Below are 12,640 nucleotides of genomic sequence, written 5' to 3'. Positions count from 1 at the left end.
ATTAGCTTCATCTGTAGGCATTTGAGGAAACAGCACTCAAGGTGTCTCTTATTAATCAATCATGCCTGAAGAAAGGAGCCTCCCCATGCAGATGCCCATTGGAGAGTTTATACGGCAGGCACGACGCCAGCGGGGGCTCACACAAACAGAACTGGGCAATCCCGAATTCTCAAAATCTTATGTCAGCGCGGTTGAACGCGGCCAGATTACACCATCCTATGCCGCCTTGCATTTCTTCGCCCTTCAACTTAATCAACCAGCAGAAGAGCTCGAAGCTTTGCTGGACCAATCACAAAAACAGACAACGCTTGCTCCACTACCCTATGCAGAACAATTGGATGAGCGCATGAAAGATCAAGATGCAGCTATGTTGCTGAATCTGATCCAACAAGGTCAAAGTCTGGATACCTTCTCATTTTCAATGGAGACACCGGAGATTGCACTCGATCCAACCCTGGATGCCTGGCTTAAGAAGCATGCGCGAGCCGTCCTACTCAAAGGATTACTGGCTCAGGAACATGCAGATTTCGCGATCGCCCAGACACAACTGGAATATGCTCTGGCGCTCTCCTCAAATGAATATAAGCCGATGATCCTGGATGCACTTGGAAACAATGCCTATTTACTTGGCGATTATGCTCAGTCTCTGAACTATTATCTGCGCGCGCTCCAACAGATGAAACTTTTATCTCTCCCTCAACCAGATCTACTCTTTCGGATTGAACTGCACAGTGGTCATGCTCTACGCTTGCTTGGACAGCATGAGGCCGCGCAACAACACTATACTGAGGCCCACAAACATCTCCGCCCCACCCACAATATGAAAATTGCAGGTCAGCTCTACCTGGGATTAGGCTATAGCACCTACGCTTTCCTCTTTCAAGCTGGCGCTGAAATTGAGCCTTTGCTGACCCAGCTACCTCAAGAAAAGGTTGAGGAACATTTCCGGCAGTCATTGGGATATCTTCTCCAGAGCCGAACGCTTTTTCAGGTGGGCAGCGATTGGGATGGCGAGGTTCAAGCCCGCCTGAGTCAGGCAGCAATTCTGCTGGATCTCTGCTCCTGGCGACAACATCAGGCACTCTTGAAAGATCATGATTCACAACGGCCAGTACATATTAATGCCACAGTATTGCTAGATGATGTGACGGAACAATGTCGACAAATACTGTTACGCCTGTTAGAACTGTATCAGACAGCACCAAAGCTATCGGTTGAGCATGAAAATATTGCCTATATGGCGCTGGCTTACTTTATTCGCTCTTACAATCGACGCGCGACGATTGCGCGTCTGGGAGGCGATACAGATACAGCGATGTGGGAAAGTTCTCTGGCGGCGGTGCTGAGTCAGCATGTCTCGCGCTCTCTGGAAGATCAATCACTTTCCTGGGCCATATTGAATGATGTTGTCCATCTCTCTGGCCACCATGCCAGCAAGACACTTCAACCCAAACTCTATCTTCCCTATATCCCAGATCTTGAGGATACATCTCCTGGCCGTCTGCTGGCACTGGCTGAACTTTACTTTGCAACCGGCGAAGTATCTGAAGAAATCGCTTACTCAATCAAAGATTCAGACGTGCGGCAGAAGGCTTATAACAGAGCAGATCAATGCTTTGTTGATGCAATCACAGTCATCTCCAAACTCAATAAACTCCCGGTGGACACACATGGGGATATCACGTCCATCTATGAGCCCGGCTATATGGTCCGCTTCTATCAACGCTATCTGGAGATCCTCAAACAACGCGAGAAGATAGCATCTACAACTGCTAACCTCAATAATACTCAGCAAATACAAACATTGCTTAACAAAGCCATCCTCTCACATACCAGACCACCATATCTCCTCCTGACTTCAGATACACACCAGAACCACCAGAACTAAGCCAACCAAACGCGGGAGGAAATCCCCCTGCTAGACCAGGTCATAGACAAAAAGACATGCATGATTCGTTAAAAAATGTGAGTCACCATGCGACATTTTTTACATCACTCTGCAAGAATAGTCTGGAACAGTCAGGGCTTTTTCATTTTCAACCGGGAGTAACTGTCAGGCAAATCATATACAGAGTATTTCTGGTGTGGTGTGTGTTCTGTGGGCGGCTGCGGCCGCCCACAGAACACACACCACACCAGACTCCGGCGCCATAGGCGCCAGGAAGTGGAAAATTAAAAAGCCCTGTGGAACAGTTGTGATACTGGACATTGTCGAGCAGAATATGCTATGATAAATCCGTATTCCAGTAAATTCCATAGACTTCAAGATTACAATGCTCAGAAAGATATTTAGGCGAGGAGCAAAGAAATGGACTCCCCAAAAACCATTCTGGTTGTTGAGGATGATGAGATGACTGCCTGTATGCTTTCGGAATTATTGTTACAAGAACGAGGATACAGTACCCTTGCAACCAGCAGCGCCCGGGCTACTCTTGATCGTATTGATACTGTAAAGCCTGATCTCCTCATCATTGATTATCATCTACCATACATGAATGGGCTGGAACTTCATCAGGTATTGCGCCAGCAAGAAAAGTGGCAACAAACTCCCGTTATTTTCTTAAGTGCTCTACTCACACAACAAGAAATGCTTCTGCATAACGTTGTAGGACTTGAAAAGCCTTTTGAGGTTGAAGATTTACTCTTATTGATTGACCGCTTTCTACATCAACAATATGCCCATACTTGATCCTGCTACAACATATTCCATAAATCACACACCACGATCCAAGCAGGATCGTGGTGTGTGATTTATATATGTGTGACCAGCGCTCATCTAGAACAAGGTGGGAAGCTTCGTTAACAAGCGACCGGACATATTCTGGTGTAGCTAGAAATCCTGCCAGCACGTGTCAAAGGGTGATATACTCTCATTGGTCGGTTATTCTTAACGGCCCCAATAGCAGTCATTTTTAAGAGGAGACTTGAAAGATGTCAACACGATTGACAACATTACCCTCATGGAGGGCGCTCGAAGATCACTACAAAAAGGTTAGTAACCTTCATTTACGCACACTGTTTGCTGAAGATGCTCAACGCGGTGAGCGTTTCTCAGTTGAGGCTGAAGATATATATTTTGATTATTCTAAGAACCGTGTCACGGCGGAAACTATACAATTACTGCTAAAACTGGCTGACGAAGTTGGACTGCGCGCACGCATTGATGCGATGTTTAGCGGCGAGAAAATTAATATCACAGAGAAACGTGCGGTTCTGCATGTGGCCCTGCGCGCCCCTAAGGGTGAGAAAATCATAGTGGATGGCGAGGATGTAGTTCCTGAGGTCCATGCTGTCCTGGAGAAGATGGCGAACTTCTCAAACCGGGTCCGCAGTGGCGAGTGGAAGGGCTTTACCGGCAAGCGCATCCGCAATATTGTCAATATCGGTATCGGCGGATCAGATCTCGGTCCCCACATGGCCTATGATGCCCTACGCTACTATAGCGATCGCAACCTGACCTGCCGCTTTGTCTCCAATGTCGATGGCACCGACTTCGCCGAGGCGGTCCACGATCTAAATCCTGAGGAGACGCTGTTCATCGTAGCCTCTAAAACCTTTACAACCCTGGAGACACTAACCAATGCTCGCTCAGCACGCAACTGGCTGCTAGCAACATTGAAGGATGATACAGCGGTGGCCAAACACTTTGTGGCCGTTTCTACCAATGATAAAGAGGTCTCAAAGTTCGGTATCGATACCGCGAATATGTTTGGCTTCTGGGATTGGGTCGGTGGCCGCTATTCTTATGATTCTGCCATCGGTCTCTCTCTGATGATCGCAATCGGCCCTGAGCATTTCTATGAGATGCTGGCTGGCTTCCATGCTATGGATGAGCATTTCCGCACCACTCCTTTTGAGAAGAATCTGCCAGTCTTGCTGGGCCTAATCGGTGTCTGGTACAACAATTTCTTCGATGCACAGACTGTGGCAATCCTGCCTTATGATCAATACCTGGAACGCTTCAGTGCTTACTTGCAGCAGTTAGATATGGAGAGTAATGGTAAGCATGTGGATCTTGAGGGTAATAAAGTCAACTACCAGACTGGCCCAATCATTTGGGGTCAACCCGGCACCAATGGACAACATGCCTTCTATCAATTGATTCACCAGGGCACCAAGTTAATTCCCTGTGATTTCATCGGCTTCAGCCAGACACTGAATGCCATCAAGCCACATCATGATCTGCTGATGGCCAATTTCTTTGCCCAGACCGAGGCCCTGGCTTTCGGGAAAACTGCTGAAGAGGTTGCCGCCGATGGCGTAGCTGATTTCCAGGTGCCACATCGCACCTTCGAAGGCAATCGCCCTAGCAACACCATCCTGGCGAACCGCCTGACACCAGCTATGCTTGGCAAACTGGTCGCGCTCTACGAACACAAAGTCTTTGTGCAGGGCACAATCTGGAACATCAATTCCTTCGATCAGTGGGGCGTCGAGCTCGGTAAAGTCCTGGCGAACCGCATCATTCCTGAACTGGAGAGCCCACAACAACCGGACCTCAAACATGACAGTTCAACCAACACTCTTATCAACCGCTACCGCCAACAACGCAAAGCCGAATAAGCCAAAAGAAGTACATCACATAATAGTGTCACGTTGAAAAATGCACGTATCGCATTTTTCAACGTGACACTATTATAGTGGGCCCTTTAGGGCCCGAGTGTGCAAAGAGCGCAAGCGACGAATCTTATTAATCGCTAACATTCTTGCGAACAGAAGTGTTAACACTAATAACCCCTTTGAGCACATGGAGCTTGTCAATGGCCTGAGCCATGACACGTTTGTCATCACAATAGCATTCAATGCGCAAAGTTCTCAGGCGAACCTCACCTTCACCAGCTTTGCTGTGAATATCCATGCTGATGACGTTTATCTGCAATTCGTCCAGAATATCATAGATGCTGCCGATCAGGGTTCCTTCTGCGTCACTATCACTATTAATCGTAATGCTATGGACATGCCGGTTCTTATATGGCAGGACGGCGGCCTCAAGGTAGCGCATCGCGATCAGGACAATCAGGGCCATGATGGTAGTGATGGCAGCTTCGAGCAGAAAACCAACTCCACAGGCCATACCGATCGCCGCTACCACCCAGACTGAAGCAGCGGTGGTCAGTCCTTTGACTTTCTGGATATCCTGGCGAAAATAGATTGAGCCCCCGCCCAGGAAGCCGATACCAGCAATAATGTAGGAGGCGATACGCGTTGGATCAAGTTGGACATGTGGGATCTGGGTGAGGTCATGAAAGGCATAGCCAGAAATAATTGTGAACATGGTAGTGCCCAACGAGATTAGCGCATTGGTCCGAATACCGGTATTATGCTCGCTATACTCTCGCTCCCAACCAATCAATCCTCCCAACACCAGAGAGGCTACCATACGCAATAAAATTTCGGGAAATGTAATCATACCAGTTTTTTTCCTGCCGAGTTTTACTGAAACCATTTACGTCAATTGGACGAGATACAAGTAGAGGCCAAATTAAACAATATCCACAGCCGCATTCTATTTATCGGCTTTCTCTCTCTGTTGGAGGTCGTGAGCATGGATAAATACTTCATCCATAACTCCATTTATCCTGGAATTTATTATATTCCATTTTTTGTGCGTTCGCTAAAAATCCCACTCTAACTTCTAGCCTCTGCTATACCTTCACGGCAGTTTCTCCTTCTCCTTTTACGATTATCAGGAACATTCCATTATCGGCGGAAAAACTGCTGCTAGAATTGTTGATGTTATACTCTATTTACAAACTCACAAGAGAAAGGATCTATTGTATGGAGTATCGTACATTGGGAGCCAGTGCATTAGAGGTGCCAGTTATCGGTATGGGCACCTGGCGCACATTTGATGGACGCGGCGAGCCCGCTCAGAAAAATGCTCATATGCTGGTGGATACAGCGCTTTCCAACGGAGTGTCGTTCTTTGATTCGTCACCGATGTATGGTGTCGCCGAACAGGTGCTGGGCGAAAGCTTACGCGAACGCCGCAAGGATGCACTTGTCGCCACAAAGGTCTGGGCGAACAGCCGCGTTGAGGGACAGGCCCAGGTTAAGCGGGCATTACAGTTCTTTGGGGGCTGCATAGATGTGTATCAGATCCATAATCTTGCTAACTGGCTCGAACATCTGGCTATGCTAGAAAGCCTCAAGGAGAGTGGCCACATTCGCGCCATCGGGGCTACCCACTATAGCGCTAGCGCCTTTAATGAATTACGCAAAGTCATCAAGACTGGCCGCATCTCAGTAATCCAGATTCCCTATAATCCATTACAACGTGAAGTTGAGAAAGATATCCTGCCATTGGCCGCAGATTTGGGACTGGGTGTGATCGTGATGCGTCCCTTTGGGGAGGGCAGCCTGATGCGTAATCCACCGACTGCCCGGCAACTGGAGCCGCTCGCCCCCTTTGGTGTTACTACCTGGGGCCAGGCCCTGCTCAAATGGATCCTCAGTGATCCGCGCTGCCACATTGCGATCCCGGCCACTACCCGTACTCAACGTGTTATCGAAAACGCTAGCGCCGGTGCGCCTCCCTGGTTTGGGTCAGACGAACGCAAACTGGTTGCTCGCCTCGCCGGCTCATAAATAACCATCACCTACGGTCAAAAACTGCCACGTTCTCAAGCATTCAGACGTGGCAGCACCTCTTCAGCGAGCAGTCGTAGCGATGTACTATCAGGGAAGCCCTCGTTTTTGAGCATGAAATAATCAACGCCCAGATCAATAAATGGCTTCATCTGCTCAATGATCTGACTGGGAGTGCCTACAAAAGGGTTTGGTGAGCTAATTTGCTTCCTATCAATACTGGCGGGATCTGTGCCTTCGGGAACACAGAGACAACCTCCAAACCAGGTACGCCTTAGTGTAGCTGGATCTCGTCCGACCACATGACAAGCCTTTTCGCTCTCCTTGACCTGTTCTCGGTATTCTTCAATAGTAACCTGTGAGACGTTCCACCAGTCAGCATAGCGCGCGGTCAGACGTAGCATACGTGGCTGAGATGCACCAACCATAATCAGTGGCAAAGGATCAGGTTTAGGTTCACAATAAGCGTCAATAACCTGATAATGCTTGCCCTTTACAGTAGCCCTGGGCTGAGTCCAGAGTGCTTTAACGATCTGTAGCGTCTCTTCTAGCTCTTCGACACGCGTACCAGGTCCAGGAAATGGGTAGCCATAGGCATCATATTCTTCCTGATGCCAACCCGCACCAACCCCCAGTATAAAACGTCCCTCACTCATAAACTGGGCAGTCGAGGTCATCTTGGCCAACAAAGCTGGATTACGAAATGATTGGCAGAGCACCACATGACCAAACTGAAAGGTTGGATACAGAGCCGCCATATGCGTCAGAGCAGTCCAGCCTTCCAAAATCGGACTATCTTTAAACTGTACATGATCAACAAACCAGATCGAGTCAAAGCGCTCCACTACTACATCCAGATTTTTCCGTGTCTCCTCCAAAAAACGGCCAGGTGTCTGATTTTCCAATGGACGAGCGCGCAAAGCTAACCCAAACTGTATACGTGCCATAAATACTTTCCTTTATATATCTAATCGCGACACTGCTAAATGAACGAATAAAAACAGTATCGCACATCTAACGCCCTCATGTCAGGTAGAAGCAACAATCAGCAAGGCTCTTTCAAATAGTGTTTGATTCGCATGAAATCCATGTCCCGCTGCTCGTTCTTTCGCGCCTTTGGCGCTCCAACGGTTTTACGTGTGCTGTCAAAAAATGAGCTTTGCTCATTTTTTGACAGCACACGTAAAAGGAGCATGGGCCCTTCAGGGCCCGCGTGCGGCGGGCTGTATGCTCCACGATGAGAGTGGGAATTAAACACTATCTCATTTTCAAGTAGAAATTGTAAGGCCTTACTCAAACAACGAACTGCATAGTATTTTGTTAGATGAGGTGTACCAGTGGAGAAAATCCATGTCATGCAAACAGACAAATGTATCATCTGAGTATACAAAATGCGCTATTTGCGTTATTCTTTTGAAGAGTTATGTTTATCACCCGGCGCCTATGCTGGTTATAGTTTAGCTTAGTTAGGAAAAGAATGCTTACGGAACAAAAACCTGGTGGACAGAAAAATACTATTACTATGCTAGATGGTGTGCGAGGGTGCGCCATTCTGATTGTGATTATTTTTCATGTAAATTGGACTAATAGAAACATCCTCACTATTGTGGATTGGCATAAAGATCCACTGGCTGCTTCAATCGCTCTAGCCGGGGGAACCGGGGTGACGTTGTTCTTTGTTCTGTCCGGCTTTCTCCTCTTTCTACCCTATTCAAAAGCACTCTTAACGGCTGGTCGCTGGCCGCTGGCTCGTACGTTCTATGTGCGACGCATTATGCGCATCGTCCCTGGCTACTATATCTCACTCATTGCATTGATCTTATTGACTGCACCACAATATTTACAGTCGCAAAACCTGAAAGCACTACTCTTATTTCTCACTTTTTTTATGGATTCTTCAGCTCATACATTCAGGAAATTAAATGGACCTTATTGGACCCTGGCGGTCGAATGGCAATTTTATCTGATATTACCCTTGCTGGCGCTGGGCATACTTATGCTTGTCAAGCGGGTACGTTTAGAGAAGCGGCTACACGCGGTGACATTGTGCCTGCTCGGTATCATGATTATAAGCATGGCTGTGCGTTATGAAGGCGACTATTTAGTAATCCATCCTACGACTATCTTTCTCGTATCCCATGGTGTAACCAGGATATTACTCTTCTTTGGTTATGGGCTATCGGGCAAATACATTGAAGAATTTGCGGTGGGTATGCTGGGGGCTCTTGTCTATGTCTATACTCAGAATATCTCACCCGAAGGCATATTGGCCAATAAGTTACGCCAGTTAAGCCTCTGGCTCTGGGGGGTGGGAATACTTATCCTGACCTTCTCAGCCATCTGGCATTTGCGATCAGCACCCGGCTCGAATGCCTGGCCACTTCTAAATCCGATCATGCCATACTTTTACTGGCTAAGTGAGTTTATCCTTTCCATCGGCTACCTGTTCTGCATTATGGCCATCCTCTTTGGTCCTCGTGAATTGCAGCGGCTATTTAACTGGAAACCGCTCCGCTGGATCGGCTTGATCTCCTATGGTCTCTACATCTGGCATCTGCCATTCATCATGCTCTTCGAGGTGCAAGTGGTACCCCGCTTGCCTAAAATGAACCGCTATCTACTGTATGGACTCCATTGGGTCTGGATCGCTGTTGTACTGATACCTTTCTGTATCCTCTACTATTTATATGTGGAGAAACCCGGCATAAAAATTGGCGATCTCTGGCGCAAATCGATCGAAGGCCGCCGGCGTGCTCGTCTGCAAACAAAAGAGGTACCAGTCGTGCCAGAACAGCTAGAACTCGTGAGCACCCAACCTGGCCGCCTGACGCAAACGATAGATAAATAAATCCAGGTTACCCACCATGTGGGGATGCGCATGGTGGGTACTGGTCTTCCTATCCCGCCATCTCAGCCTCTTGAGGCGGCGCGAAAATGCTGCGCAGTGTTGATGGATGGATTTTGGGTCCAAGTCCAAAGAATTCGCAGAAATTCATAATCAAGGGGCTCCATTTTTCTGGATCAATATAGTTTTTAGCGCCAGGGATCAGCAGACGTTCCTCAACATGCACACGGATAATACGTGCCTCAATAGCTAGGACATGGTCCTCCGGTTGACCAAAGGCAGACACTTTTTCAATTACCGCTTCCATCTGTACTGGACACTCAACAACACATGGTGCCTTGACGAGTTCTGAAACGGCCGGAGTTAGTTGGGCACACGCAAATTTATCGGGCACATAACAATATCCCTGCGCTGCCTTATGTGGAGGAACAGGATTACTCCCCGTAGTTAACGCCAGGCGATTTACCGCCGCGACCAGGTCCACCGAAGGCAAATTCAATACGCATTCTCTTTCACGCAACAGATTATTCACTGTCCTGGAGCGACTACTCATGCCCAGCATACACGATTGGTCCAGCCACCAGGCCGAAGACATCGGCGCCAGATTTGGCGTCCCATCTTCATTCAATGTACTGATCAACACGACCGGCGTACCCCAATACAAAATACTTGGCTCAACGCATTTATGCATATTCTTTATGACTCCTATGCCTGCTATTAATAAGGGCTCTGTGCTCTGCTCTAAATCATCCAACAAGCCAAGTATATGCTCAATCTCACCACAAAACTATCCAATTCTTGCTCTTTAAACTTCAACCTTTCTATACCCCTGAGACATGCAAAAGAGAGAAGGCGACCGTTGTGATGGTCGCCTTCTCTCTTTTACTGCTTACGCGATTTTAGCCGTTCAGGGCATCATTACACTGCTGTTCCATTTTGGTCAGGGCAGCATCGGAGGTGCTCTGGCCGTTGAGGACGCTGGTGTAGCCGTTGGTGATGACGTCGCGGCACTTCTGCCAGCCTGGCTGGATGGAGGCGACAAAAGCGTTGTTGATCTGATCCGATCCTACCTTACGGGCCGGGGTCTTGGCATAGTAGGCCTGCAATTCAGGACTGTTATAAACGGACTGGCGGATGGGCAGGTAGCCGGTTTTCTGGACGAAGGTGGAGTTGGCTTCCTTGCCAGTCAGGAATTTCAGGTAATCCCAGGCCACTGCTCGGGTGTCATCACTGACGCCTTTGAAGAGCGAGAGGTTGGTGCCATAGAGGACGGTATACTGTCCACCAGGACCACCAGGGATAGCCGCCTGATCAAACTTAAAGCTATCTTTGATTGAGGATTTCAAGAAGCTATAGCTGGCAACGGTGCTGATGCCAAAGGCAGCTTTCTGAGAGGCGAAATCGTTCTGCCAACCATATTGCTTGGTAACATGGACGGCACCAGATTTAACCAGTGGGGTCAGAGCATCCAGGGCGGCTTTCGCGGTGGTTTTGTTGTTGTCCTGCGTAAAAGCTACTTTCTGACCATCGGTGGTCACGAAGTCTTTACCACCCATGGCTTTATACAAAATGGACCACTCATCGACGCTCGGTGTTATGGAGAGTCCCCACTGTGAGCCATCGCTCTTGGTGAGTTTGGTCAGGTCCTTTAACATCTCTTCCCAGCTGGTAGGTGGAGTAATATTATTCTTCTTCAAGACATCAGCATTATAATAAACGACTTCATCACTCTTGTTGAAAGGCATCATATACTGCTCACCGTCAATCTGGCCGTCCTTTAACAGGGAAGGATAAAAGTCGGCACGATCCGTTTCGCTGATACCATTCTTACCATCTAAATAGGGTTTCAAGGAGACGATGTTGCTGTTTTGTTTGTATTGGACAGCCCAGCTCTCGTAGACCTGTGCGATAGCCGGAGGATTCTTGGCTGCGATGGCTGCGTTCAACTTTGTCTGCAAGGTTGGATATGAATCATAGGCCTGCAGATTAATTTTGACGTTTGGATGCTTGTCCATATACTGCTTGGTCAGGCCTTCCAGCGCAGTCTTGTTGGCTCCAGTCGCGAAGGCCTCCCAGAAGTTGATCGAGTACTTTTTGTTAGCATCAAAGCTGGTTGGGTCACTGCTGTTGCTTGTCCCTCCCTGGTTGCTCTGATTATTATTATCAGCAGTTGTGCCACAGGCGGACAACAACAGGATGCTCAAGACGAGCAGAACAAAGGTTGGATGAAACCATTTACGATACATACAATTCCTTTCCTTCATGTGTGAAGAAAAACAATGAACACAAAAAAATATATCAGGAAAGCAAGCTAGTCCAAAGACACAAAAAATCAGCCTTTGGTGCTGCCCGCTGAAATCCCTTCAATGAATTGGCGCTGGGCCAACAAGAATACGATCAGGACCGGTATAGTGGTAAAGGTCGCGGCTGCTGCCAGGCCGGTTGGATCGGTGCCACCTTCACCGCTCATAAAGGCTTGCAGGCCGACTTCGATCGGTCGATGGGCATCTGAACTGGTGACCAGATACGGCCAGAGAAAGGCGTTCCAGCTACCGATGAAGGTCTGCAGGGCGACAACCGCAATCGCAGGTCGGGCCAGCGGGGCCGCGATGCGCCAGAGAAATCCGAAACGTGAGCAACCATCAAGTTGGGCCGCTTCCCATAGAGAAGGAGGCAGGGACAGGAAAAATTGTCGGATCAAGAAGATACCTGAGATACTGACGGCATATGGAATGATCTGTGCCTGGTAAGTATCAATCCAGCCCAGCGTTGAGACGATCAAATAACTGGGAATCAGGGTGGCCTCGCCAGGAATCATGATCAGTCCCAGTACCAGCAGGAACAAAATGGTGCGACCGGGAAACTTCATGGTGCCAAAGGCATATCCAGCCAGCAGTGAGGTCAGGACAGCCAATACAACGGTACAGGTGGCGATAAAGATGCTGTTCATAAAGAACTGCAGCCAGGGCGCGAGATTCCAGGCTCGTGTATAGTTGGACCATTCCCAGTCTGGCCAGAAATGAGGCACGATATCGGCGGCACTATGCGTATTAAGCAGGGATGAGATCACCACCCAATAGATCGGGAAAAAGGCACAGATAGCCGCTACGATAATGAAAAAATAGCGCACAACAAGCTGCGTTTGTTGATAGCTCCAACCCCTGGTTGTTCGACGTCTGCTCGCCATAACACGAGACTCCTCCTTCA

At 48.3% G+C, this 12,640-nt stretch carries 10 protein-coding genes; 5 read left to right on the top strand and 5 right to left on the bottom strand.

The genetic code is table 11. The features are described from left to right. The first annotated feature begins 85 nt into the window (after positions 1–85). The 3 genes from EL633_RS34565 to pgi all read left to right on the top strand — a co-directional run bounded on the left by EL633_RS34565 (position 86) and on the right by pgi (position 4,563). The gene (locus EL633_RS34565; RefSeq protein WP_161982693.1) at positions 86–1,888 is read left to right on the top strand and encodes a helix-turn-helix domain-containing protein; all 1,803 of its coding nucleotides are present in this window, start codon (positions 86–88) and stop codon (positions 1,886–1,888) included. 420 nt (positions 1,889–2,308) lie between these two features. Beyond that, positions 2,309–2,689, top strand: a complete 381-nt coding sequence (locus tag EL633_RS34560; RefSeq protein WP_126631754.1) for a response regulator — start codon at positions 2,309–2,311, stop codon at positions 2,687–2,689. 242 nt (positions 2,690–2,931) lie between these two features. Then, on the top strand, positions 2,932–4,563 hold the full coding sequence (gene pgi, locus EL633_RS34555) for a glucose-6-phosphate isomerase (protein WP_126631753.1): 1,632 nt from the start codon (positions 2,932–2,934) through the stop codon (positions 4,561–4,563). A gap of 127 nt (positions 4,564–4,690) precedes the next feature. Here pgi and EL633_RS34550 read toward each other — a convergent pair whose 3' ends face one another. Next, complete coding sequence (locus EL633_RS34550) at positions 4,691–5,410, bottom strand: MgtC/SapB family protein (RefSeq protein ID WP_161982692.1); 720 nt, start codon at positions 5,408–5,410, stop codon at positions 4,691–4,693. A gap of 368 nt (positions 5,411–5,778) precedes the next feature. Between EL633_RS34550 and EL633_RS34545 the strand changes: the two genes are divergently transcribed. Continuing rightward, entirely contained in the window at positions 5,779–6,588 is an 810-nt protein-coding gene (locus tag EL633_RS34545; protein ID WP_161982691.1) for an aldo/keto reductase, read from the top strand. 35 nt (positions 6,589–6,623) lie between these two features. Here EL633_RS34545 and EL633_RS34540 read toward each other — a convergent pair whose 3' ends face one another. Continuing rightward, complete coding sequence (locus EL633_RS34540) at positions 6,624–7,535, bottom strand: LLM class flavin-dependent oxidoreductase (RefSeq protein ID WP_126631750.1); 912 nt, start codon at positions 7,533–7,535, stop codon at positions 6,624–6,626. Positions 7,536–8,065: 530 nt separating this feature from the next. Here EL633_RS34540 and EL633_RS34535 point away from each other — a divergent pair. Beyond that, positions 8,066–9,436 carry an acyltransferase family protein gene (locus EL633_RS34535; protein ID WP_126631749.1) on the top strand — a complete coding sequence of 457 codons (1,371 nt, stop codon included), beginning with the start codon at positions 8,066–8,068 and terminating at the stop codon, positions 9,434–9,436. 49 nt (positions 9,437–9,485) lie between these two features. Here EL633_RS34535 and EL633_RS34530 read toward each other — a convergent pair whose 3' ends face one another. The 3 genes from EL633_RS34530 to EL633_RS34520 all read right to left on the bottom strand — a co-directional run bounded on the left by EL633_RS34530 (position 9,486) and on the right by EL633_RS34520 (position 12,620). Then, entirely contained in the window at positions 9,486–10,124 is a 639-nt protein-coding gene (locus EL633_RS34530) for a flavin reductase family protein (RefSeq protein WP_126631748.1), read from the bottom strand. Between the two features lie 208 nt (positions 10,125–10,332). Continuing rightward, complete coding sequence (locus EL633_RS34525; protein WP_126631747.1) at positions 10,333–11,679, bottom strand: ABC transporter substrate-binding protein; 1,347 nt, start codon at positions 11,677–11,679, stop codon at positions 10,333–10,335. A gap of 86 nt (positions 11,680–11,765) precedes the next feature. After that, positions 11,766–12,620, bottom strand: coding sequence for a carbohydrate ABC transporter permease (locus EL633_RS34520; RefSeq protein WP_126631746.1), 855 nt, complete (start codon positions 12,618–12,620; stop codon positions 11,766–11,768). Positions 12,621–12,640 lie beyond the last annotated feature (20 nt).

It is taken from the genome of Dictyobacter alpinus, from assembly GCF_003967575.1.
Classification (GTDB): Bacteria; Chloroflexota; Ktedonobacteria; order Ktedonobacterales; family Ktedonobacteraceae; genus Dictyobacter; species Dictyobacter alpinus.
Note: the sequence above shows the minus strand (reverse complement) of the source record. Positions and strands in the feature narration are given on the sequence as shown.

Coding starts and splice junctions, on each gene's coding strand:
- EL633_RS34565 (WP_161982693.1), top strand. CDS start 86: ATGCAGATGCCCATTGGAGAGTTTATACGGCAGGCACGACGCCAGCGG.
- EL633_RS34560 (WP_126631754.1), top strand. CDS start 2,309: ATGGACTCCCCAAAAACCATTCTGGTTGTTGAGGATGATGAGATGACT.
- pgi (WP_126631753.1), top strand. CDS start 2,932: ATGTCAACACGATTGACAACATTACCCTCATGGAGGGCGCTCGAAGAT.
- EL633_RS34550 (WP_161982692.1), bottom strand. CDS start 5,410: ATGATTACATTTCCCGAAATTTTATTGCGTATGGTAGCCTCTCTGGTG.
- EL633_RS34545 (WP_161982691.1), top strand. CDS start 5,779: ATGGAGTATCGTACATTGGGAGCCAGTGCATTAGAGGTGCCAGTTATC.
- EL633_RS34540 (WP_126631750.1), bottom strand. CDS start 7,535: ATGGCACGTATACAGTTTGGGTTAGCTTTGCGCGCTCGTCCATTGGAA.
- EL633_RS34535 (WP_126631749.1), top strand. CDS start 8,066: ATGCTTACGGAACAAAAACCTGGTGGACAGAAAAATACTATTACTATG.
- EL633_RS34530 (WP_126631748.1), bottom strand. CDS start 10,124: ATGCATAAATGCGTTGAGCCAAGTATTTTGTATTGGGGTACGCCGGTC.
- EL633_RS34525 (WP_126631747.1), bottom strand. CDS start 11,679: ATGTATCGTAAATGGTTTCATCCAACCTTTGTTCTGCTCGTCTTGAGC.
- EL633_RS34520 (WP_126631746.1), bottom strand. CDS start 12,620: ATGGCGAGCAGACGTCGAACAACCAGGGGTTGGAGCTATCAACAAACG.